This window comes from Photorhabdus sp. CRCIA-P01 (assembly GCF_003545805.1).
Classification (GTDB): Bacteria; Pseudomonadota; Gammaproteobacteria; order Enterobacterales; family Enterobacteriaceae; genus Photorhabdus; species Photorhabdus antumapuensis.
The window spans coordinates 1-23,157 of the sequence record NZ_NMQR01000038.1; the positions used below are offsets into that span (position 1 = coordinate 1).

The window sequence follows — 23,157 nt, forward strand, 5'->3', positions numbered from 1 at the left end:
TATTGCGCCCGGTGGTCACTTTCAGGTCTTGCGCATGTAATTTGGCGTTAATCGCCACGGAGCGGGCGATAATATCGGTGTAACTTTGCCGGGTGCTGTCCATGCCGTGCCCGTCAATGCGCACTTCCCCCTGATTGACATCAAACCCTTTCAATCGGCCCCGTTCCATCAGGGCTTGCCCGGTGGTGAGCGTGGTGCGATGCGCATTAATAAACCCGCAACCGTTACAGGTGATACCCGCCGGGTTGGCAATAATCACCTCGGCTTTATGCCCGGCCACTTCAATCCAGCCGTTGAGGCGGCTGGGATCATGGCTGTTGACTTCGTTGAGGATAACACTGGCATCCCCTTTGGCTAACCACGGATTACCGGCCACCCTGCCGCCGAGTTGGGTTTGCGTGGCTTGATGGCTGTTATTGAGGATAACCCCTGGTTTATCCACATCAAACTGGCGGTAGCTGTTGTGGGAAACGCCATCAGAACCGGGCGTCTGAATATTCACCTGCGGCGTGCCGTTGGCGCTGCGAATGACGGTCGGTTGCTGACGCCCCGGCGCCTGTCCGTCGGCCACAATCGTCGCCTGTGCCGTGAGTGAAATCCCGCCCAGCGCTAACAAGAGACTGAATCGTAACGTCGTGAGCCGACAACGACACGACGGCAGAGATGGCCGACAAGCACGACGTCCCGTTCGTCCGCGCCCGGCACACACTATCTCGGCCACCACCATCCACAGCTGGCGGGCCTGATTAAAGATAATACGATATAACAGCTTGTTCATGATTTTTGCTCCACACAACACTACCCACTGGCAGTTTTGCTATTTGAATTAATACTGCCAAGACAGGTTGAATCCGGCCGTGACCGGGGAGGTTTGGAAACCGGCGGGTTTCGGGTACAGACAGGTGAACCTCCGCAGGGGGGGCTAATTGAGCCTCCAGGGCTGGCTGGCGTGCCTGTTGATGGATGCGTTGTTGTTCTGAAAGGTCTGCGGCCTGACTGCCTGAAATCACGCTATAAAAAATCGCAAACACTAAAATACTGCTTTTCATTGACTTTCTATTCCACAATGTCGAAGCGGTATTAACCACGAATTTAGCTTAGCGATCAATATTTAGGATTGATGATCAACCGGGCATCTAAAATAGGGGAATTGGTTAAGATAGCAGCAAAAACAAGGAGTTATAGTGCAGAGCAAAAAACAGGCCAATGTGATTGTTTTGTGACAACATTGTATAAAAAACAGATTAATATTAATCATTTAATAACCAATATTAATAATTTCAAATTAATTTCATTTTTTGTGTTAATTATGTGATGAATATCACATTTATGATGTTTGATTTCAGGATGAAATTACTTGCAAAGTGATGATTGTCGTAAATCGGTGATGAGATATTATCTTTTCTGATTAGGTCAGATGATGATTTTTAACCAAGTTGGCAGAACTGGCGCTATGCTATTTCGGATCGGGAGATAGCTATCAGCAACAGGTGTTCGTAATTAATTCACAGATTGGAAAAAATCATGAATCCTAAGAATTCTGGTTTTAATGGATGACCCGGCTATTACATGATTAAATCAATATCTGAACTTTAATAACTTCTTCAAAAGGGGAGATAGATAAGAATGGATTCTTTGATTTGTAGTAATAACATGGCTAACGAAGAAATCATAAAAGTGACCGTTCCGTCGGTCACGAAACTCAGTCATCAACCGGTTTATAGATCCCCCTATTTGAGCTGAGATCAGTTAACATCCAAATTTCCCCAATGTAGCCTCCGCAATAGGAATATATTGGTCTGTTAATTTATTGATGCTGTTATTGGTTGCAGGATAACAACAATCAAGGAAAAACCAATTTATCGGCGTCTCCAATATTGAAGCGATCCGCACCAGATGGGATAAATTAATTCGGTTTATCCCTCTCTCATAACGTGAGAGTTGTTGCTGACTAATACCTATTTTTTCCGCCAATTTTACAGCGGTTATACCCAACTCTTTCCTTCTTTTTTGAATACGCTTCCCTACTAATAGATGATCTTGTTTCATTTTCATCCCAGCCTTTAAATTAAAAAAACACCTTTTTATGGCATTGCCAAAATTATCGCCCCTGATCCTGAGAACGGTCCTGCCTCTACTCTGCCATTTTTTTGTAAAATTGATTTCACTGTAACGGGTACGCTGCCTCCAGCCGGTACAAACACAGCAACACCGTCTTCACCATTTCTCTCATTTAATAGCAACTTAGCTTTCAAACTACCATCGCTTCTTAAAGATACTAATCCCCTATCAGGGCCCGTCGCTGTCACGATAATCTCTATGTCTGTATTGCAGGTCACATTGATATTTTCCGCTCTGGTTGCGCCTTCTAGTTTTGCCTCATCAATACTCCCATAATTAAGTTCAACAGAGCCTTCACTGACCTGACAAGAACCTATCGGCGGTGGTGCAACGCCACATAAAGATCCGGGCAACAATCTTCCATGAAAGCCATTTTGATCAGTTTCATAAAATAACCCGACACACTCCTGATGAGATCGAATCGCAGGGCCAAAATGTTTTGCAACTCCAGTGATCGGAAAACTGGTATATTTCAATATCTCCGCCTGAACTTGTTTCATTGTCCTGAATCTTTCTACGCGAGTATTAAATAGCCTATAGGGCTGCCCTGAATAACCATTAACACTATGACGATGATTAACCGATATCCAACACGCAGAATAACCATAACAGGGATTTGGCGTAAAATCGTTTTCCTGATCCCAACGCTCAATCACAAAAGTATAATAGGCATTTGTAGGAATACCCTCGGATTTAGTGATATACGAAAATATTGATGCAACCGCACTTGATGAAAACAGCGATAAAAGTACCAGGCAAACAGGGAATAACTTTTTCATTATAAGTTACCTAATAAAATAAAAAGCCAAACTGTGCAACTTAGTCATAATTCAGATTAAATGTCGCAATCGCATGAAATGTACCTCGCGTAATCGTCTGGTTCGCTAGCGCAGTGGGTTCTGCCTGCACATACGCTTGCAATACAATCAAGTTTTCCCCCTCTTTTAACGGATAGGCATCCCCCGCTTTATTCAACGACAACCGTTTGCCTTCAACAGTTTCTATACCAATGGCAATCCCTGCGGCTTGGCTTCCCGCACTTAACGCTAATAAGCCCGGCAACTGCGGATTTTCCATGCCACTGAATGTCAGTTTGATCGATTTTCCCACGCTCATGTCGCAACCCGATAACCTGAGCAGAAAAGATTCGCTATTGGTCCTGCCATGCAGATACAAATATTTTTCAGAAATTGCGGCAAAATCGAGCTGGATATCTTCATCACCCGGTTTAATCGTGCAGGGTTCTTTAACCAATGCACCGTGAAAAAGCATATTATCCGCAGCCTGTACCACTTGATGGCTATAAACCGTGGCAGCAATAACCATAAAACCAACGCGCAATACGAATAATTTTAAATATTTCATTAGTTTTCCTTTCACTGGTATTCCGCCAGCAATGTCGCCGTCACTTCAAATGTCCCTTCCGGCAATGTACTTCCGGGTTTTTTTACCGGTACCGCTTGTATCACCGGCTGTTTCTGTGATGTCACCGGAATACGCTTATTAAGGGGGAATGCTTTACCATCCAACGTCAGACGAATACCCAAATTGGTAATGTTGGTTTGCAACGCGGCGGCATCAAATGCGGTTTGTGGGCCAATCACCGTCAATCCCAAACGCCAACCTGAGATATTCGGCGCACACACCAATTGGTAATTCACCGGCTGGGTATAATTCACCCCGTCCACCTGATGGATGCCAATATTGTGACCAAAATCGACATCAATCATATTGTTGTCATTAATAACGCAAGGAGGCGCTTCAAGCAGTGTGCCGTGAAGCCACATATTATCTGCCGCCTGTCCCGGCATCACATTGATGAAACCTAAGCAAACCGCCCAGAAAACACGATAGCTCAAATGGTTCATTGCATGTCTCCTGTTCACTGGTATTCAACCATCATGGTCGCACCCGCGCCAAAGTCGCCGCCTTTCAATACCGCGGCCATATCTTTTACCGGCACCGCATGTAATTCAGGAAAATCAGGATAGTTAAATTTCATCCAGTCATTGATTGGCAATTTTTTGCCATTATGAATAACGGCGACGCCAAGCCCAATATGATTGGTTTGTAACACCGCTGGATCAAAACTGGCGGTGTTACCCGATATCATCATTTTCATCGCATTAGCTGGCATTTTTTCACATTTCACGGTGTATTTAACGGGCTTCATATAATTGACCCCATCAATCCGGGTAATCATCACCTCGCCAAAATCCACATTTATAGTATTGCCATTGTTAATCACACAAGGGGGAGGTGCGATAACCACGCCGTAAATATTGACCGGTGTTTTACCCGAAAAATGACTGACAGCTCTTGCCGCTATATTTACCCTTCCTGCCGGTAAATCGGCCTGAGCACTAACACTCAGTAAACAGCCAAACAGTAATACGCTCCCGTTTTTTTGCCTGCGATACCGTTTTTTTATTCGCGGAGAATACAGAGAGTTAGTCATAATTCACCCTGAAATCCACCACCGCGCGATATTGCCCAATCCCCAGCATTCTCGGCGTCCGTATTGGCGTCACGTAATATTCCAGGCTGTCCTGTCCCGATGCCACAAAATGGGGACGCCCCCACTGGCCCAACCGGATATCATTGTTCGCGGTATCTGTTATCTGTAACCCCAACCCGGTGACACCGGTCACCCGCACCAGATGGGGATAATCGCGATCCGCCGGTGCCACAAAACTGACCGTCACCACCGGCTGTAAATGACTCCACGTCAAATTACCGGTCCGCCTATCACCTGCCGTGCCTTTGGTTCGCAGACAGTCACGAAACTTCAATGTGAACGGTATCGGTGTCCCTTTATCACCTGGCCGACGCAAATCACTGTTTGGCGTGGTCCCCAAATTCACCTCCTGCCATGCAGAGTTCATGTCCAATCGACAAGCCGCCTCAGTCAGCCCACCAAACAAATACAGTTCACCGTACACGCCCTTAATATCTGCTGCCCGCTTCTCCACTGCTTGACTCTCCATCACTGGCATCAGCCAGATCGCCAGTGTCAGTACACAACTTATCCGCTTGATGTTCATCGTTGTTCCTCCCGGCTTCGCCCGTCACGACGAACTTTTAGTCACCTGACAATGGTTCCTCGTACAACTAAAAGTCAATTGCGGTCGGCCACCATAATCATTGACATACGTCAGCACCGGCGCATTCCCTAATGCCCCTGCACTACCACTCAGCACCGCACTACTTTTGGGCGCTATCATAAATGGCTTAAAGTCCGCTACCGTTTCTCCCTTAAGCTGGCTCGATGCATCCACCACGGTGATGTAATAGGGTGTCGGGTTGTTCACCTGATATCGGTCCCCCTGACGCGTCAACGTCATCTTCTCTTGCCACGGATTATCCAAATCGGTACGGCCGGCAAAAATGGCTTTCGGACGATAGAACAGCTTGATCCGGGTTTGTAGCGCAATCTGCAAGGTATTCGGTTTCTTACTGCGAGGCGGAATTTCACGCAAATTAAAATAGAACAAGCTCTCCCGATCTTGTGGTAACTGCGCGGTTGTTGGCAGCGACTGTATTTTCACCTGGCTCTTAGCGCTCGGCTCCACCCGCTGCACCGGTGGTGTGACGACTAACGGACCATTGATTTTGTTACCCTGTTCATCTTCTATCCATCCCTGAGCCAGATACGGTAACTCTTTGTTCTGGTTGCTGATATCCATACTGGTGGATTTGTCCTCACCGTTAAACACGACGCGGGTACGATCCAGCGCAATGGCTGCCATTGACTCACCGATCACCAACAGACTTAGGGTCGCGATCGTGATTACATTGATTGTATTCTTCAATTTCATACTCAATTACTCATTCTGAAAATATGTCATTTCAGCATTATTATGGGTCACCGCGGTAAGCTTCGGTGACAGCAACAAGGTTTTTACTCCGCCAGTCAATGAAAGTTATGGCTGTTTATTGCCGTCGGCTAACTGGCAGAGCAATAATAACGAAGCCATCTCTTCTACTTTCGGTAATTCATAGGGCAACTCAATCACACACTGCAACTCCCCATCCCAACGCACATCCAGTTTCTCTGCCGGATTTATCCCGCTCAGATAGGTATTCCCACCGTCACTGACGATACCAATCTCCCGTTTATCCTTATTCAGCACCGTCGCCCCAAACGGCGGCGTGCCACCGTCCGGCAAGCGGATGATGCCCATCGCTTTTTCACCGGATATCACTTGGAATTTACGGTAACCAATCGCCCCTTCCGTCAACGTCGCTTGTTGCACCGACCGGATTGCCTCTACATTGTCCGGCAGTTTGTTCAAATCAATACTCGCGCTGTTGCGGTAATAGTTGTTCACATCAGAAATCACCGCTTTACCGAACATATTGGTATGAGTAATCGCACCAAAACCTTTCACCGGTACGTCACCGACACCATCGGTATCTACCATCAAACGGGTGGTACCCGGCATATTAATGCGATGCAATGCCGCACCTTCCGGTGTCATGGTCATGCCCCCCTGGATGGAAAACGCCGCCGTGGTATAACGTCCATCCTGATAACTCGCACTGGTCGTCAGTTGAGCACGATCACCGTAATGGGTTAAATAACCGTTAGCCGCGGCCTTGCCGTCAATACTGGTGCCAACCGCTAAACGATAGTTACTGTTTTCATTAATCCGGTCGTAGTAACCCACCGTGTGGGAGTTACCTTCCCGATTGACCATTGCGTTATAACTGACAGTGCCTGAATTACCCCACGGCAGGGATAATGTCATATACATCCCGTCATCATTTTTACCTTCATATTTATTACGGTAAGCAGACAGATTCAGGTTGATGTTCTTATAACTGCCAATATCAAAATAACGTGATATCGATAAGTTATAGCGATCGTTATTCGAGCGATTCCAATAAGTCTGGTGGCTGTAATTTAAGTAGATACTGGTACCAATATGCGTGAACTGCTTATTCAACATAATGGTGTAAAGTTCTTTATTACTTTCCGCATCGCCATCATGATAACGGCGATCCAGATACTGACTCATGCTCATAAAATCACGTTCCGAGAAACGGTAACCGGCAAAAGTCACCTGACTGTCATACTCCTCAAAACGCTTGGAATAACTGAGACGATAAGAGCCGCCCGTCAATGTTTGGTCCTCATCCGGTAAATGGGCGCGGGATTCAGTGACATCAAAGGAGAACGCACCAAAGACCATTAGATCACGCCCAATCCCCAATGACAGCGCATTATAATCCCCGGCCCCCAACATTCCGCCGTACAGCGACCAACCATTGTTTATTCCCCAGGAAAACTCCCCAATACCAAAGCCCGATCCCTCACTGTGATGTTTCCAGTTAGTCGGCTTACCCGCCGCCAGTTTGTACTGAACCCGGCCCGGACGGGTTAAATAGGGAATATTCGCGGTATCGATCTGAAATTCCTGTAAACCACCATCCTGCTCCTCTACCCGCACATCCAGTTTGCCACTCACTGCGTCATTGATGTCCTGAATGCGGAATGGACCTGGCGCAACTTGGGTTTCATACAACACGCGCCCCTGTTGACGAATAGTCACTCTGGCATTGGTTTTCGCTACCCCCGTCACTTCCGGCGCATAACCTCGCAGGTTCGGCGGCAACATATTGTCATCCGTCACCAGACTCACCCCGGTAAAACGGAAGCTGTCAAAGATATCCGAATTGAGGTAATCCTCACCCAACGTTAGCTTAGCCTGCCAATACGGTATTGCCCGGTACAAGTAATAACGGCTCCAATCCCAGTTCTTCTCTGTGCTCCCAGCCCGACCCGTGATGTGGTTATACTGTGATTGCCAGTCTGCCCGTAGACGCCATGCCCCCAAATTCATCCCGGTCGTACCATTAGCACTGACATTCTGATTTTCACTTCCCTGCGCTGGCTTAGAGACCTGAGCATTGACGTTATAATCAAACATTATCCCGAAAATCCCCTCATCCCAACGTGACGGCGGGTCCCAGTCGGGTGAGCTATATTCGAGATAGGCTTGCGGCACACTCAGGTATAACATGTCACTACTCAAATCACCGCGCACCGTCATGCCAGGCAACGTTTTAAGCTCCAGACACTGGTTATTGTTCCACCAAGTAATCTTTGATTCCCATTCCGCCCGCAGCCCTAACTGTTTCACCAAATCAGGTGGCAAACACGCCACACTCCCCTGAGGATCATCCGGTGGTGCCATAAAAGTAACCGGCATTTCCGGCAGTTCGCTTTTGTTCAGCCGTACCGCCATCTGATAATCCCCCGGCATGATATAACCCGCACGGGAAAATTCTTTTAAATTAATCCGAGAACGATCCTGAACATCCAACACGTCCGTATTAAATTCAATTTCCTCTTCCGCAGACACAGCATGAGTACCTATTAAAGCAAGCAATACCAGAACAATAAGAGGTTTCAGGACACACCGAACCGAGACCACGCTGTCGCATTCAGTGGTCCAACCCAAAAATAAAGCCATAACATTCCCAGATCGATGATTAGTAATAATCCAGCCTGAACCGAACCGAGGTTCGATACTGCCCCGCTTGCAATAACTGGTGATTACCCACCAATCGCATCGCGTAATTAAGGGTCATCCGCCCTGCCGGTAAATCCTCCACCGGCAGTGGAGTTCCCGGATGTGCCTGATTACCGTATATGTCCGTAATTTGTAACGCTACTCCCTGAGCCACACCAGATAACCGGAAATTGTTCCCATCCGGTACGCCATCAAACGTCACCTGAAAGTGGCGCCAATCAGACTTACCCAAGGTGGCAGAAGTCAGTACACAGTTAATCAAGCGAATGGAAAAGGGGCGCGCTGGTCCCTGTCCATCATGTATCATCCGGCTTACCGGGATCGTGGCTAACTCAATCGTCTGGTCACGGTTACCTGCGTCAATCGCACAGGCCGTATCAATGATGGTGCCTTGCATGCTAACGCGACCATATCCTTGCGTTCCTTGTGGAGCAGCCGTTTCAGCTTCAATCACACAGGGAAACATTAACAAGCAGGGCACTACAACAACGGCGGCATATCGGCTCATGACTTCTCTCCAGCTAAACTTATGCAAAACTTTTGATATAGGAAACGCCCGCCTCCTTGTAAGCGTTTCCGTGCATGAAAAGACTTATTGGTAAGTCAGCTGGAAGTTGGCAATGCCGGTGAAATTACCCGGAACAACGGCATCAGGTGAAGTATCACCCTGAAGATAGGCAGCAAAATGCAGATCATTATCACCATCATGCAGAGCTACAGCCGATGAGGGGGTACCTAGTTTGATTTGGTTACCGCCCGCATCAGTGATCGCAATACCCGCACCTTTGGCAATTCCTTCAATACCTAGCAAACCATCACCGCCGGTGATGCTGGATTTGGCACCAACAAACGTCGTAGTTACCGTATTTATTGTTTCAGTCGTACAGTTATCTAAAGAAATTTTGAATGGCGTGGAAGAAGAGCGGCCACCGTTTTTCAAAGATGCGCTAGAAATAGAGCCCATTGGTACTACCTGATCAACCGTTTCTGGGGTGATGGAACAAGGTGCATCAGTAATAGACCCGGTAAAAGTCACCGTTCCGTGACCTTGGCTAGGATTCGCTGCATTGACAGAACCGGCAGCCAAAACCACACCTAACCCCAGGGCCATAACCAATTTATTCAATTTCATGTAAACTAATTCCTTGAATTTAAGGATAAAATACCCATAACCATAAAAAAATAACCGTGCAGGACTCAGCTCCATGCACCCAAGATTCAGCGCAAAATAGTTTAAAAATCTCGAATTAATATTTTTCAAACCAAACAAAATGCACCAAACTGTTTTTTTCAGTCAAAAAAACTAAGAGGGAATAACATTTCGGAGTTAACATTCGAAAAAAGACATTAATTTGATCTAATAATCTAATTAATGAATTAATATTTGATTGAATTCAGATGAACCCACTAATTTTTTACAAAAATTTTATGATGAAGCATGAAAAATAGTAAAAAATAATGAAAAAAAGCCATATATTATAAATAGTTAAATATTGGCAATTTGGCATTACACAAAATTTGACTTAATCGGTCGTTTTATAGGAACATATTTACAGTTTGGTGCATTYTGTTTAGTTTCTTTTTATTGTCAAATAGTTTTCAAATATATAATTACAAAGCTTACAAGCTGATATTTTCTATTAAAAAATGGCTATTTATAACTATCTAAAAACGGTATTTATAGATTTTGGTCAAAATAAATAGAGTTATCAGCTAATAATTTTATAAAAGTTCTATTAATTGATATATTCCGGTAGATTAATATTATTCTTCTACCTATAACTATCTGCCCAAATTTCACAGGAATTATTTTCATGAAGAAACGTAAATTCTTAACCAGATATGAAATTAATGCGATTTTAGAAAAAGCACGTCAGGGACGTCACGCCGAGCGAGATTATTGCATGCTACTGATGTGCTTCATTCATGGGTTTAGAGTGAGCGAGCTATGTAATCTAACATTATCCGATCTTGATCTTAACTCAGAAATTATTCATGTCAGACGATTAAAGGGGGGATTATCAACAACACATCCACTAATACCAGAAGAAATTAAAGCTTTAAATCAATGGCTTAATATTAGAAAAAGTTGGCGAGAATCAGATACAGCATGGGTCTTTTTATCACAAAAATCAGGTGCTATTTCACGCCAGCAAGTTTATGGTTTATTAAAGCGTTATGGCAAGCAAGCATTAGTCAATATTTCACCTCATCCACATATGTTAAGACATGCCTGTGGTTATGCTCTCGCTGATTTAGGAAGAGATACACGCCTTATTCAAGATTATCTCGGTCATCGAAATATATCCCATACCGTTATTTACACCGCAAGCAATGTAAAGCGATTCTTCAAGATATGGGAGGCTCCTGTAAAAGGACTCGATTAATTTCAATATCTCTTTTTTATGTAAGACATGTAGTATGAGAAACTATTTCTCTTGGAAACAAAAAATCTTCCAATTGTAAAAATCCTCGTCCATATACTGATGAGGGTTTTTATACGATATAATAATTATTCACATCATAAGATACGACCTATTATTTCTTATAATTAATTTTAAAATAATTTTTTTTGGAAATTAATAGATAACACAATCAAATAAAAATAGGTATCCAGGACGAATTTGAATAACAAACACTATTATTACATGAATGGATATTTTCACAAAAATTAAGAAAAATAAAATCACTGGAAATTATACTCTGCTTTCCAGTGATGGCTTGCTGACTTTTAATATTTTATGGTCGATTTATTAAATTTTTATATAATGTTAAATTTAATCAACTATTTGAATATTTGGAGAATGAGAAAGATAGCCAATAAGATTACCAATATTGTCTTTAACATTCCATCTTTCGAAAACGGATATATACCTAATAGATTTCGAGTTGCAGCGCGGCGGCAAGTGAACGAATCCCCAGGAGCATAGATAACGATGTGACTGGGGTGAGTGAAAGTAGCCAACAAAGCAGCAGCTTGAAAGATAAAGGGTATAGATAAACTTTAGCTGATACCCAAGGCTTAAATGGGCCAGCGTAATAAAACCAAATAAGCATATCAAAGTTAAATTTTCTTGGATTTTTTTGCTCAACAACATATGCAATCATTTCCTTAATCCATGTGCTAAAACACTAAAAAATTCGTAACCTTTTCTTATTAATCAGAATGGTTTTACAATAAGAATATCTGTAGTTAATCGACTATTATCATGATACAACTTCAAGCAACATCATTCAGATGGCTACACTGAATCAATTGAACCAATGCATAAACAAACCCCTTACCAATTTTGGTTAAGTATTTCCTAGGTTAGGACAGTTATTAATCTTCGATATTTGATGAACGGCATGTAAATAATATGCGTTTTTTCTGTTAATAACAAAGGCTCTGAATATATCGATCCTACTCGTGATTTTAAACTATACTTAATATATATAACCCATGCACAAAGAGACTACCCACACAAACGGAATTCAGTCAACGTGCAAACTGGTCAGGCCAGATTATCTGTTGTAAAAGCTATTATGGATATTAGCTACTAGAATTGATGATATGACTAAAGATTTTCGTATGGTAGCTAAACATGTCTGGTATTCCGAAAATATTAACCAGAGAAATTCAACAAAATATTGACAATAGATGGAACACATGGAAAAAAGGATCATCTCAAAACCATTAGGAGGTTAGTGATGAATGAAAGATTCTATCAATTAAAAGTAACGCTCACAGACTCAAAACCCGCTATTTGGCGGCGATTTGTCGTTCCCGCTTCTATCTCATTCGATAGGCTGCATGACGTGATACAGATCGTGATGGGATGGCAGGATAGTCATCTACATGAATTTCGTATTGGTAAACTGCGACTAACAGAAATGCCAGAAAGCCCATCTGATGGCAAGGAAGAAGACTTATACCGTCTGGTTGACCTGATTAAACAAAAAGGGCGATCTTTTACTTATCTCTATGATTTTGGCGATGGTTGGGAACACGAAATTATTTTAGAAAACAGTCAGTATCCTGAAAATAATCTTCCACTTCCTTTTTATTGTCTGGATGGTGCTCGTGCCTGTCCCCTGGAAGATACCGGCGGGATTGACAGTTATGAAAATTTAATCGCAACACTGAATGATCCTGACCATGAGGAATATGTAGAAACACGACAATGGGTGAGCGAATTACTTGATTTGGATGAAGATGAAGATTTCGACTTTGAACAACTTCCCATTAACAATATTAATGCATTTCTAGCGCTCTATTATCGCTGGTCACGAGATCGTTACCATCTCTTATGGGATTGGGAATGAATTTAACGATGGGATTAGGTGATACTTAACTCGGTATCGAGTGCAGTTTCTGCGGTGCTTTCAAATTAGCCCTATCAAGCTGCACTGGTATTTAAATATCATTATCATCACCTATTTGATATTAAATACAGTAACTATAACGACTGGCATTACTATTACAGACCATTCCTATCAATCAACAGGAAATACAAACCGCATGCAAAAACGAAGCATGCATATAAGATTCTCTTCTCTCACTGCGCCTTTCCGGTTGCACTAACGAAATTATTAAAACAACGACTATACCTAATAGATTTCGAGTTGCAGCGCGGCGGCAAGTGAATGAATCCCCAGGAGCATAGATAACGATGTGACTGGGATGAGTGAGCGCTGCCAACAAAGCAGCAGCTTGAAAGATAACGGGTATAAATAGATAATGCCATTAATCATCATAAGAGATTGTAATAAAGATATTTTTTAATCAAAGATTAATATAGTGAACTCAAGATAGCTTGATATAGCTTTGATTCCATATCGAGTTTATAACACTTTCTTACAAATTTATATTTTTGTAAATTTTAAAAAAATTCTTGCTATCTGATGAACATTTAATTATTAATTAAGCTCCATCATATGGACTCTATTTAAAAAAATTTTACCCTCCCCCTGTTCCCCTTATTCTTGGGGATTAACTGATTGGGATTGATCTCTGTCTTCCTATACCTAATAGATTTCGAGTTGCAGCCGTCCATGAGCGGATAGCCCATGCACGCGCCGATTTTCAACACAAACTCTCCCGGACAATGGTTGACGAAAACCAGGCGGTCATTGTCGAGACGCTGAAATCGGCAAATATGATGAAGAATCACCCCTTACTCGCGCTATCGGGGATGCGGGCTGGCATGGTTTCCTTATGAAACTGGAATACAAAGCCGCAGCGGCGGGCGTCCACCTGGTCAAACTGGATCAGTGGTTCGCCAGCTCGAAAACCTGCCATTGCTGTGGTCACAAAGTGCCGGAAATGCCGCTGCATAAGGGCATAATGGAGTTACAGGCGGCGGGACTCGTCGTTTCTGCCCATGGAGGCCAGCGTAAATCCGTTATATCGACGGTGGCGGCCTGAGAAGTGGGAAGCCTCGCCGTTGACGGCGGGGAGCAGTCACGCCAACTTCAAAATAAGGTTTCAGTATAGGGGCTGTAAACCGTCACCGGCCAAAACGGCCAAAATTTCGTTGTATTAATTTTAATCTGTTTTTTAGCATTAACCCAAATAAAGGGTTATCAATAACAGGGATAACTGCAATATAATCAACAACACAATCACCGTGTCCCCGTAAAAACGGGGAGCATTTCTACATTCAGCTATCATCATGAAACCTGAATCTGGTTTATCCCCATAAATTCAAGGAACACTGACCCTCTATGTCAATTGCCCTTACGGATGACGGTTGATCCCCGTAGATTACGGGGAACAAATTGCAACAGATGGAGATAGTTCTGTATTTAGCGGTTTACCCCCGTAGAAACGGGGAACAAGTCTATCTCTACCAGCTCAAACGCTAACTGTTCGGTTTATCCCCGTTAGTACAAGGAACACGCTTCCAAATCCAAAACACAACAGTATCAGTTCGGTTCACCCCGTGGACACAAGGAACACCGATTACTACCGACTACATCACTGTTACTGTCCGGTTTATCCCCGCGGAAGCAGGGAACAACCAGGGAAGCCAATCATCAGTGTTATTTTTGTACGGTTTATCCCCGTTAGTACAATACAGGGAACACATCCTTAGCTTTATAACTATTTGGAGCACTGCTAGGTCCATCCCCGTAAGTACAGGGAACATTTAGTGAACATAGTAAAGCATCACTCGTGACGCGGTTTATCCCCACAAATGCAGGGAACACTTAAATTCTCTCTTTGACGAGATTTATCGAGTTTGGTTTACCCCGGTAATGACCAGGAACACTCACTAACACGATATCCTCTCATTAATTATAGCGGTTTATCCCATTAAACACAGGAAACATATTCTTCCCTGCTCAAATGTATACCAAAATTCGGGTTCATCCCCACAGAGATGAGGAACACGGTAATTATTTTATCAATATTTCCGAGAGTAACGACCACGCCTTACTCTACAGAATGATATTAGCTAGCAATATCACTTTTTACCATGCTTTTGAAGCATAACACGAGCTCGTGACAACAGCGAATTTGCTACCTTTAACCTCAATATCCCCATACAACAAAGAATATTGCATTGCGATCTTCAACAAAAATAAATTTAAATGACATCAATACCATTATACCGTTCTGATTAACATCAATCCGCATCCCATCGCTTTAGCACGACCAAAGCCTTTTGCATACTGTTCCAAATATAGCTCACCGTTGGTAATCGTCAGAAGCCCCTGCAAATCAACACTGGAAAATTGTATTTTTTGCCCCTGCTTTTTTACACTTCGATGCTGAGTATAACCTTCAATATCCAGTAAATCGTCAAACTGAATACCCCACTGCTGCATACGACGATGATTCAACAGCCAATTACGGGCAGCATCCTCCATCATAGCTTTTATTTTCCCCTGTTCCGTTTCACCTTGCTGTTTTGCCTGAAACTTAGCATGCATCAAGACATCATGACGCTGACGTTTTCCAGAAGGAGCGGTAATACAGATGGTTGGATTAACGCGTAATTTGAAAGCTAAACGCTGCCCCTCCTTCAATTGAGGATAAAATGCTTTCGTTTCCACCTCAAACAATGGTGACTGAGTTTGAGGTGAGGTTTTAGATAAAACATAGAATACAGGTAATCCCATTATTCCGATCTCTTCCCGAAATAGAAATTGACGTTTTTCGTCTGCTGAAAACAATTTCCATAACAATTGATGAGAAGTATAAACGCCATTTGCACCCAGTTTTGCTAATATATTTGCTGTTTGACTCGATTGTCGAAGCACAATTTTAGACAAATACATCAACACCCTCCTCGATAGAAAGTTGATACATAACACGTTGCCGGAATTGCCAACGCCCCCGGTTAATCGGCTCATCCCAAGGATAGCTGATTAAGATATTTGAAGAGATAATTTCATCTTTATTCCCCTCCCAAAAATAAGTCACAATACCATTTGCGCCTAGCCATACCTTATCTTCTCCATCAGAATGAATCAGCGGTGGAAAAGAGATATCCAATGCCACTTTTAATGCCGATGGCGTAATGAGTTTAGGGCTGAGAGGTAAAGCAGGCGGGCAAGATTTACGTCCAAGATGTAAGATAAATACAGGTTTAAGTAAAGCATCCCGTAATTGTTCAAGCGTAAAATAAGCGTGTTCAGTTAATGTAATAGCAACGATCCAAATACCATCACAACGATAATCACGATTAGACAGTATGGTATTAAGTTTATCTGACCTTAATTCACTTTTACGGTTCTGATGAACGACATTATTATTGTGCGTCGGCACCTGCGTAGTATGATAATCACGCATTAAAGAGCCAGGAACTGTCTGCTTAATCGCAATTAACACACTTTTTTGTAATTTTGCTAATTCAGACTCATTATCTCGTCGAATACCTAACGCGGCACCTAATAATCCCAAAATTGCAGAGCGACCAGGATACAATTCCGTTGGCCGCTCTCCCCCAACCGCAGGTTGGCCCCAACTTGCCATCGGGCCATATAATCGGAAGACTAAATATGCTTTCATTCCTGCCCCCATTACCGTGCAACAAATTCAAGCAGCTCGGTCAAAGTTCCTTCCCCCGTGAATGTATTGAATTTATAGCGGTCATCGGCACAAGTACCGTAAATCAGATCAATATTGCGCATTTGGCTCTCTAATGCATCAATTGCCGATGGGCCCTGGTCGCTGTCATGAATGGGTTTTAAAAATGCAACAGATAAAGAACGAGGTTGTTGTTCGCCTTTCTCGGCGAGAGCAAAACTGGCATAAGCACGAGAAGCAAAACTATTTTGTTTACCCGTAGGCGATACTTTCACCGCGGCTTCTGTTAATGCTTTAATCGCTTTATTAGCAAGGGCTTCATCACCATCCAAATTTTTTATTAATTGCGTTTTATTAATGCAGATATAACTGTAAAACAGCGCGGCGGCAAAACCCAATTCCCCTATATGGGCCGACCCCGTATCTTCCTTACCATCATTCAAATCATCCACCGCTGTAAAATAATCATCTTCAATAACAACACTATGTACACTAATAGCATGAGCGACCTGACAGGCAGCCTCGACGTTAAATGCCGGACTTGAAGCTAACATCCGACCAAACAAAGCAATATCCACCGCAGTTTGCTTAGTTTTTAATAAATTAAGCTCTTCCGCCGTTGGTGCCCGGTTTTCTTCCGCTAGCACCGCAATCAACGACATGACGGATTGTTGCTCTTCCGGGCTGATATGTGCCAATTGTTCAATTTCTAAAGCATCTTTTTTCATTTTTCCAAAAACACCGGCAATAGTTGTAGCCAATGCTTTAGCCGATTTTTCTTTCACTCCAACATTGATCAACGTTTCAAATACCTTGATACCCAGTCGTTTGGTGCGAATACCAATATTCTCTGATAGCACCTGCTCAAACAATTCAGAAGTACGCCAGTGACGTTTTAAACTTTGAGAACTTACACGTAAACGTTCAAAACCACCCATTTTCGCTGTCTTAGGCCGGCCTAAATCATCACGATTCAGATTAGATGGCGCATAGGAAGTTAATAGGTGTAATTGAATAAACTGACTCATAATGATCATCCTAAACTCAATTAATGAAAATCCGATAAATCAACCGATTTACCACTAGCAGCATGGTAATAATCCATAACCCACCTCACTTTGATACGCCTATCCGCCTTACATGGCCGTAATTGCCCATATTCAGCAAACCACTCCTCAATATCCCGCGCTAAAGCCAAAACAGAAATATTGCCTTTGATTTGCTGTAAAACCCGACGTAATCGACGTAATAATTCATTCGGTGTTTTAGAATTTTGTAATTGTGAAAATCTTAATTCACTGACAACCGGTTTATTTCCGCCTCCTTTCTTACCCGCCGCTGCCGCCAATTTAATATCACTGTTGTTTTTAACATAAACTAATGCCACCGCCATCGTGGCCCAATATTCCAATTTTACCGGATTATCCGATAAGTTAATTTCATCAGGTAAGCTGAGCCATAAAGCCCGAAAGCCTTCGGTTAACATGGCCATCTCAACATTTTCACAGCGCTTTAACTGGGCTCTATAAGTAGAAGGAGCTGGAATAATACCTTTCTCTTTTAACTGTTTTGGTGACATAAACATACTTTGCCACCAATGCAATAATATAATTTCACTCTTACTGTCCATTACATCTCCTCTTTACCGGAGTGAATATGATGATTGGTGATAAATGTTTTGATCTCTTGTAACGCTTTTTGTCCATATAACCCGATAATTAACTGCTGACGCGCTCTCATACGTTTCGCCATTGAACGCTCATTACCTAATTCAGATAAAGCAACATATTCATCAAATAAATCTCTACAGAGATGACGCAAGGTATTAAGCCAATGTTTGGCCTGTTTTGGTGTCAGAAAAGACGCATCGGCATTTGCATTATTGATAAGTTGATGTACCACAGAAAAAAACAGGGATTCACTTTGTTGCCAAAAAGTCAGGTCAATAAAGGAAGTGTCTCCTTTCACATCCGCGAGCTTTTCAAACCAAGCCGCTTTTATTTGATTCCGACATAGCCAAATCATATTGATTGCCAGTTTTTGCAGCTCTTTGACTTGATATAGAATCTTTTCCTGTTGTTCAGGTAAGACAAAAAACAACGGCACAGTGACAGAATACCAACAACGTGCTTTCATATTATCCATATCGTAGCCAAACACCCACAGACGAGGCATTGCCCTTCGGAGTTCAGCAAAATGACAACATAAAAAATAAAAATGACTCACAACCGGCGCACAACGTTGCCCCCTTTCATGGCTGGTAAATACTAAAGCATCCCAAATTTTATATGTCACCCCGCCCGGTTGGCCTTTAATAGATAAGGGTTGTGTTGGTTTTTTAGCATCCCATTTATAGGGCGTTAACGGATGGGTCCAATTACCGGAATAATTGCCACCATAGTTTTGTGTCCGATATTCAGAGACGGTGAGCTCACAATATTTACCTGAAATTTTGCAAATATTCTCACCCTTTTCCACGACAAGACGTATACGTCTTGGCATTGCCCAATACATATGTAAGGGATGCACATCGGTAGCATGAATTTCTGTCCCTTCATTAACACTCACTTTTGTTGGCGCTAACCAGGGAAAAATCTGAACACTGGTTAAATCAGGTTCTGAATAATGCCATTCACTTCGACTAATAACGTTTAACCACAGTTTTTGCCATAATGTGGCATCCGTTTGTTGCGGCATCACTAACGTGGTTAATGGTCCCCCACCTCGTAATCCTACTCGATGTCCCACCCCTCCTGACGGTGCATTAATTTGTAAGGTAAACAGTGCCAAAGTCGCCATTTCAAGAGACATTACATCTCCGATGCCGCGTTTAATGAAATGATCCGTATTAAGTCTTAAACCATTCGCTCCCGGTGCTTCAATTAACAATCCAGCTACAGTGGTTGATTTTACTGTTTGCAGCGGATCAAAATCCTGCATAAAAAGAGGCCCTATACCGGTAACATTAAAGGCATGTATCACTTTATTAAAAGTTTGTTGTAATACCTTCTTATCAGGTGATGTTTCATACAGAGCATACCATTGATATTTATCTTCCGGCGCAAAAACGGTTTGTAATAAACCAATGGCAAATTGGTAAGCTGCTCCTTGAAAATCAGCTCGCGGTAAAGCAAAGTCCATAACATCATGATCACATATCGCATTAATGGGCAGTACTTTTTCACTGCCATCACGTAACCGAAAGGGCAACCACGGGTCCTGAACTAAGTTCATAACACCTCCTGCTTTTATCTTTCACAAAAGCCTATTGTTGAAGAGTAAGTAAAATTCGGATCTTGATCTGGCAACCAAGGTTGCAAATATCTAATTTGGTAATATCTCTGTTGCAATGCCTTGAGAGCAGGTATTAATTTTGTTGGAATTGGCGCTAATTTATCCGCATATTTATTTCTGGATAATTTAATCGTACTCAATGACACTGAAAATTCGGCTGAATTTACCCAAGGTACCAGTTGTCCTGAATCACCTTTTTTCAGTAATAATACCTCAACGGTTTCAATATCACTGTAGCGAGCATTAATATCTGAATCATCCTCATACCAATTATCAGCACTTCGATCACAATAACCATATAATTGCCACTGTAACCAATAAGACTTAGCTTTAGCTGTCTGACTTCGCTCTTCGTCAATAAATTCATTATCTTGATGTTTTAACACTTCAGGTGCCTGCTCATAAGCATGACCATAAACCGCTTCAATTAATTGACGAGTTTCCGCAGGCATACGTATAGCCCCCAGTTCTTTCAACACACGCATGGTTAACCACAAACGTGCAGGCGAGCGATAAACAGATTGCGTATTGCGAAAATTATGGCTTAGCCAATCTGATCCAGATTGCTCCCGCCATTCAGGCGCATGGATAAACAATATTGGTGCAGGGCGTGAATCTTTAATACCAGCGCGATAAATACCATCACTATCGCGAGTGTGGCGATGCAAACGCCCGGCTCGCTGGATAAGATCATCAATAGGACAAATATCCGAAATCATGACATCGGCATCAGTATCTAAACTCTCCTGGAATATCTGTGTGGTAATTAATGCTTTGCCCCGCCGCATTTCACCCTGACTATTTTTATCAAAAATAGTCAATACATGATCTTCAATCTCTTTTCGGTGCTGCAATACAAACTGGCTATGAAATAACAGACAACGCTCAGGTTCAGTAAGTAAACTTCGCAATGTCTGATAAGCCTCAATAGCATCATCTACTGTATTTCGTATCCAAACGACACATTGCCCTTGTACAATGGCGGCTAATACTTTTTCAATACAACTGCCAAAGCTATTTAAGAAATCAACTTTGACTTCCCGGCTAACATCTTTTCGGCTTGATAACGGTTGTTCAATAATGGGCAAGATGGCATTTAAACTTATTTTTGTTGCTAAAGGAAAATCGGTTTTTTGCAATAATTGAGAATTCAATCCGCCAACATTCAGCCAAATATCCGTTAAACGTTGACGCTGTTTAAAGGTCAATGTCGCTGTCAATAAAACAGCTGAACCGCCCTGATAAAGATGCAGCGCTAATAAATTTTCCAGTAAATTAAACATAAATTCATCAGCCGCATGAACCTCATCAACGATTAATACTTTACGATTAAGCCCAAATAATCTTAATGATTGATAGCGCCTTGGTAATACAGCCAATAAAGCCTGATCAATCGCTCCGATTCCAGCAGGCGCTAATAGCGCCTGCTTACGTGGGTCAGCTAGCCATTGATTACACTGCGCTGAAGCAGCAATATCTGTTTTACCATCGTTTCTATCTGGATGACCTAACGCTAAAACGGGTTCACGAAATTGATTATTTATCCCCCACTGGCCATGAGCTAAAACGATATTTGGTTTACTGTTATCCTCTATTGATAGCATTTGCTGGTAATGTTTAGCAATCCGGCTAAATATTGCATTAGAAGATGCCATTGTAGGCAAACCGAAATAAAAACCATCAGCGGCTTTTGCCTGCATCAAACGGTGTGTAAGCGCAAGCGCCGCTTCTGTTTTACCTGCTCCAGGAACATCTTCTAAAATAAACAGTTGAGGAGAATCATCTACAGGTATTGATTCGGCCCATTGTTGCAATGGTGTTGCAGCAAAACCGTAATATTCCTGAATGGAAATAAACGGTTTTACTACCGGCGTTCTACCTAAATCTATCGCCATAACCGCTTTTTTTGCCATTGCTTGAGCATGTTTCCAATAATCTGTTAACGGCATAGGTTTAGATTGATACGTAAAATAATGCCTATCAGAACCAATCCAATCGGCCAATATTGCAATACCCGCAAACTGCCAGCTCACTTGTTCTAATCGCCGTCGCCACTCTTTGGATTGTAATTTTTCAATGGGAAACTCAGGTTGAAATAATTCAACCAAATGATGTGCAAAGAGTGTGGCGGCATTAAAATTATGAGGTTCAGTAGAATGTTTAATCGCTTTATAGCCTGTTTTATCAACTGGCTGGCCGTGATGCCCTAATACACAATCCATGAATACCATTAAGGTATCAAACATCTCTCGCTGTTCTCTTTGCCCAGTACCTTCAATATTAACAAGTCTATTAAGTAACTCCGTTTTGATATTTTCCCAGAAATATAATCCTATACGATCATGACAAAAATAACGGCCATCATACTCTTTGGGGCAATCTGGTCGATGCAGACCTACTGCCAAGCCGGGAAGTAATTTTTGAAAAGCAGATGCAAATTTACCAATATCGTGCAAAGCCAATATAAAAGAGACCATGCTGCGTAACTGCTGCGCAGATAACGCTAAAAAGTTAGCAAGATCTCTAGTTAACGATCTTTCTAAAGAGAGTAACTGCATTCCTACCGCGGCAACATCTAAACAATGGTAAGGAAGTAGATGATAATCCGCACTATCAACCTCTAAGACTCGCTTCGCCTTACCCCAATATTGAAAATAAATCGGCATTTCCATCTAAAATCCTTACTTAAACATCTCTTTTACCTATTTTTAGAACATAATGCGAAAATTTAGATCAGAAAAATACTAGTTTCTGTTTTTTTAGGATAATTCTGTATAAAAACTAATTATCTAAACAGAATAATTTTTGACCTACCCATCTGAACATAAGCCAGAATTGAAGTAACATCATAGTGCAAGGAGCAGTTTGACCGGGTAGCCAATCTATATTCATCTATTTGATAAATAAAGATAATTACATGTAAAGTCTGTACCCGTTTTATTAAGGGTTCATTTACATTGACAACCCTGCGTATATGATGTCAGGCCAAGATGAGATGAAAGTACCGATGGGTGTTTAGCGATGTCAATTACAATTATTCCACAAATCGCTTTTAATCCTTATCTGTATATACCTAATAGATTTCGAGTTGCAGCGCGGCGGCAAATGAACGAATCCCCAGGAGCATGGATAACGATGTGACTGGGGTGAGTGAAAGCAGCCAACAAAGCAGCAGCTTGAAAGATG

General features: G+C 42.4%; 21 protein-coding genes and 1 pseudogene. 3 read left to right on the top strand and 19 right to left on the bottom strand.

Annotated elements, in window-relative coordinates; all coding sequences use genetic code 11:
* The 12 genes from D3222_RS18310 to D3222_RS18370 all read right to left on the bottom strand — a co-directional run.
* Positions 1–778 (bottom strand): two-partner secretion domain-containing protein (locus tag D3222_RS18310; protein ID WP_118987433.1); only part of this gene is annotated, 778 nt, incomplete at its 3' end.
* Positions 747–1,049, bottom strand: coding sequence for a hemolysin secretion/activation protein (locus tag D3222_RS26150; protein WP_232832577.1), 303 nt, complete (start codon positions 1,047–1,049; stop codon positions 747–749). The genes D3222_RS18310 and D3222_RS26150, both read right to left, overlap by 32 nt.
* Positions 1,050–1,749: 700 nt before the next feature.
* Positions 1,750–2,055, bottom strand: coding sequence for a helix-turn-helix domain-containing protein (locus tag D3222_RS18325; RefSeq protein ID WP_118987435.1), 306 nt, complete (start codon positions 2,053–2,055; stop codon positions 1,750–1,752).
* A 29-nt stretch (positions 2,056–2,084) separates the two neighbouring features.
* Complete coding sequence (locus D3222_RS18330; RefSeq protein WP_118987436.1) at positions 2,085–2,900, bottom strand: MrpH family fimbial adhesin; 816 nt, start codon at positions 2,898–2,900, stop codon at positions 2,085–2,087.
* 40 nt (positions 2,901–2,940) lie between these two features.
* Positions 2,941–3,486, bottom strand: coding sequence for a fimbrial protein (locus D3222_RS18335; RefSeq protein WP_118987437.1), 546 nt, complete (start codon positions 3,484–3,486; stop codon positions 2,941–2,943).
* 11 nt (positions 3,487–3,497) lie between these two features.
* Positions 3,498–3,989 carry a fimbrial protein gene (locus tag D3222_RS18340; RefSeq protein WP_118987438.1) on the bottom strand — a complete coding sequence of 164 codons (492 nt, stop codon included), beginning with the start codon at positions 3,987–3,989 and terminating at the stop codon, positions 3,498–3,500.
* 14 nt (positions 3,990–4,003) lie between these two features.
* Positions 4,004–4,579 (bottom strand): fimbrial protein, encoded by a 576-nt coding sequence (locus tag D3222_RS18345; RefSeq protein ID WP_118987439.1) that lies wholly within the window; start codon positions 4,577–4,579, stop codon positions 4,004–4,006.
* Complete coding sequence (locus tag D3222_RS18350; protein WP_118987440.1) at positions 4,572–5,165, bottom strand: fimbrial protein; 594 nt, start codon at positions 5,163–5,165, stop codon at positions 4,572–4,574. Before D3222_RS18350 ends, D3222_RS18345 begins: the two co-directional genes overlap by 8 nt.
* A gap of 24 nt (positions 5,166–5,189) precedes the next feature.
* Entirely contained in the window at positions 5,190–5,939 is a 750-nt protein-coding gene (locus tag D3222_RS18355) for a fimbria/pilus periplasmic chaperone (RefSeq protein ID WP_118987441.1), read from the bottom strand.
* Between the two features lie 105 nt (positions 5,940–6,044).
* Positions 6,045–8,600, bottom strand: coding sequence for an outer membrane usher protein (locus D3222_RS18360; protein ID WP_118987442.1), 2,556 nt, complete (start codon positions 8,598–8,600; stop codon positions 6,045–6,047).
* A gap of 19 nt (positions 8,601–8,619) precedes the next feature.
* Positions 8,620–9,168, bottom strand: a complete 549-nt coding sequence (locus D3222_RS18365) for a fimbrial protein (RefSeq protein WP_118987443.1) — start codon at positions 9,166–9,168, stop codon at positions 8,620–8,622.
* An 84-nt stretch (positions 9,169–9,252) separates the two neighbouring features.
* The gene (locus tag D3222_RS18370) at positions 9,253–9,792 is read right to left on the bottom strand and encodes a fimbrial protein (RefSeq protein ID WP_118987444.1); all 540 of its coding nucleotides are present in this window, start codon (positions 9,790–9,792) and stop codon (positions 9,253–9,255) included.
* A 682-nt stretch (positions 9,793–10,474) separates the two neighbouring features.
* Here D3222_RS18370 and D3222_RS18375 point away from each other — a divergent pair.
* Positions 10,475–11,047, top strand: coding sequence for a tyrosine-type DNA invertase (locus tag D3222_RS18375; protein WP_118987445.1), 573 nt, complete (start codon positions 10,475–10,477; stop codon positions 11,045–11,047).
* 487 nt (positions 11,048–11,534) lie between these two features.
* Here D3222_RS18375 and D3222_RS25120 read toward each other — a convergent pair whose 3' ends face one another.
* Positions 11,535–11,768, bottom strand: a complete 234-nt coding sequence (locus D3222_RS25120; protein ID WP_157975358.1) for a hypothetical protein — start codon at positions 11,766–11,768, stop codon at positions 11,535–11,537.
* A 582-nt stretch (positions 11,769–12,350) separates the two neighbouring features.
* Between D3222_RS25120 and D3222_RS18385 the strand changes: the two genes are divergently transcribed.
* Both D3222_RS18385 and D3222_RS18400 read left to right on the top strand, forming a co-directional pair.
* Positions 12,351–12,965 carry a plasmid pRiA4b ORF-3 family protein gene (locus tag D3222_RS18385; protein WP_118987447.1) on the top strand — a complete coding sequence of 205 codons (615 nt, stop codon included), beginning with the start codon at positions 12,351–12,353 and terminating at the stop codon, positions 12,963–12,965.
* A gap of 707 nt (positions 12,966–13,672) precedes the next feature.
* Positions 13,673–14,067 (top strand): annotated as a pseudogene (locus tag D3222_RS18400) (RNA-guided endonuclease TnpB family protein); the annotation flags it as partial.
* A 1,184-nt stretch (positions 14,068–15,251) separates the two neighbouring features.
* Here the strand turns inward: D3222_RS18400 and cas6e are convergent.
* From cas6e to cas3, 6 genes are read right to left on the bottom strand one after another with little or no spacing between them, the layout of a single operon-like run.
* Positions 15,252–15,926, bottom strand: coding sequence for a type I-E CRISPR-associated protein Cas6/Cse3/CasE (gene cas6e / locus D3222_RS18405; RefSeq protein WP_118987451.1), 675 nt, complete (start codon positions 15,924–15,926; stop codon positions 15,252–15,254).
* A complete protein-coding gene (cas5e, locus tag D3222_RS18410) occupies positions 15,913–16,659 on the bottom strand; it encodes a type I-E CRISPR-associated protein Cas5/CasD (protein WP_118987472.1) in 747 nt (248 codons plus the stop codon). Before cas5e ends, cas6e begins: the two co-directional genes overlap by 14 nt.
* An 11-nt stretch (positions 16,660–16,670) precedes the next feature.
* Positions 16,671–17,705 carry a type I-E CRISPR-associated protein Cas7/Cse4/CasC gene (gene cas7e / locus D3222_RS18415; RefSeq protein ID WP_118987452.1) on the bottom strand — a complete coding sequence of 345 codons (1,035 nt, stop codon included), beginning with the start codon at positions 17,703–17,705 and terminating at the stop codon, positions 16,671–16,673.
* Positions 17,706–17,725: 20 nt separating this feature from the next.
* On the bottom strand, positions 17,726–18,307 hold the full coding sequence (gene casB, locus D3222_RS18420; protein ID WP_118987453.1) for a type I-E CRISPR-associated protein Cse2/CasB: 582 nt from the start codon (positions 18,305–18,307) through the stop codon (positions 17,726–17,728).
* Positions 18,307–19,911 carry a type I-E CRISPR-associated protein Cse1/CasA gene (gene casA / locus D3222_RS18425; protein WP_118987454.1) on the bottom strand — a complete coding sequence of 535 codons (1,605 nt, stop codon included), beginning with the start codon at positions 19,909–19,911 and terminating at the stop codon, positions 18,307–18,309. The genes casB and casA overlap by 1 nt, the downstream gene beginning before the upstream one ends.
* Positions 19,912–19,925: 14 nt before the next feature.
* A complete protein-coding gene (gene cas3 / locus D3222_RS18430) occupies positions 19,926–22,643 on the bottom strand; it encodes a CRISPR-associated helicase Cas3' (protein WP_118987455.1) in 2,718 nt (905 codons plus the stop codon).
* Positions 22,644–23,157 lie beyond the last annotated feature (514 nt).

Coding starts and splice junctions, on each gene's coding strand:
- D3222_RS26150 (WP_232832577.1), bottom strand. CDS start 1,049: ATGAAAAGCAGTATTTTAGTGTTTGCGATTTTTTATAGCGTGATTTCA.
- D3222_RS18325 (WP_118987435.1), bottom strand. CDS start 2,055: ATGAAAATGAAACAAGATCATCTATTAGTAGGGAAGCGTATTCAAAAA.
- D3222_RS18330 (WP_118987436.1), bottom strand. CDS start 2,900: ATGAAAAAGTTATTCCCTGTTTGCCTGGTACTTTTATCGCTGTTTTCA.
- D3222_RS18335 (WP_118987437.1), bottom strand. CDS start 3,486: ATGAAATATTTAAAATTATTCGTATTGCGCGTTGGTTTTATGGTTATT.
- D3222_RS18340 (WP_118987438.1), bottom strand. CDS start 3,989: ATGAACCATTTGAGCTATCGTGTTTTCTGGGCGGTTTGCTTAGGTTTC.
- D3222_RS18345 (WP_118987439.1), bottom strand. CDS start 4,579: ATGACTAACTCTCTGTATTCTCCGCGAATAAAAAAACGGTATCGCAGG.
- D3222_RS18350 (WP_118987440.1), bottom strand. CDS start 5,165: ATGAACATCAAGCGGATAAGTTGTGTACTGACACTGGCGATCTGGCTG.
- D3222_RS18355 (WP_118987441.1), bottom strand. CDS start 5,939: ATGAAATTGAAGAATACAATCAATGTAATCACGATCGCGACCCTAAGT.
- D3222_RS18360 (WP_118987442.1), bottom strand. CDS start 8,600: ATGGCTTTATTTTTGGGTTGGACCACTGAATGCGACAGCGTGGTCTCG.
- D3222_RS18365 (WP_118987443.1), bottom strand. CDS start 9,168: ATGAGCCGATATGCCGCCGTTGTTGTAGTGCCCTGCTTGTTAATGTTT.
- D3222_RS18370 (WP_118987444.1), bottom strand. CDS start 9,792: ATGAAATTGAATAAATTGGTTATGGCCCTGGGGTTAGGTGTGGTTTTG.
- D3222_RS18375 (WP_118987445.1), top strand. CDS start 10,475: ATGAAGAAACGTAAATTCTTAACCAGATATGAAATTAATGCGATTTTA.
- D3222_RS25120 (WP_157975358.1), bottom strand. CDS start 11,768: ATGATTGCATATGTTGTTGAGCAAAAAAATCCAAGAAAATTTAACTTT.
- D3222_RS18385 (WP_118987447.1), top strand. CDS start 12,351: ATGAATGAAAGATTCTATCAATTAAAAGTAACGCTCACAGACTCAAAA.
- cas6e (WP_118987451.1), bottom strand. CDS start 15,926: ATGTATTTGTCTAAAATTGTGCTTCGACAATCGAGTCAAACAGCAAAT.
- cas5e (WP_118987472.1), bottom strand. CDS start 16,659: ATGAAAGCATATTTAGTCTTCCGATTATATGGCCCGATGGCAAGTTGG.
- cas7e (WP_118987452.1), bottom strand. CDS start 17,705: ATGAGTCAGTTTATTCAATTACACCTATTAACTTCCTATGCGCCATCT.
- casB (WP_118987453.1), bottom strand. CDS start 18,307: ATGGACAGTAAGAGTGAAATTATATTATTGCATTGGTGGCAAAGTATG.
- casA (WP_118987454.1), bottom strand. CDS start 19,911: ATGAACTTAGTTCAGGACCCGTGGTTGCCCTTTCGGTTACGTGATGGC.
- cas3 (WP_118987455.1), bottom strand. CDS start 22,643: ATGGAAATGCCGATTTATTTTCAATATTGGGGTAAGGCGAAGCGAGTC.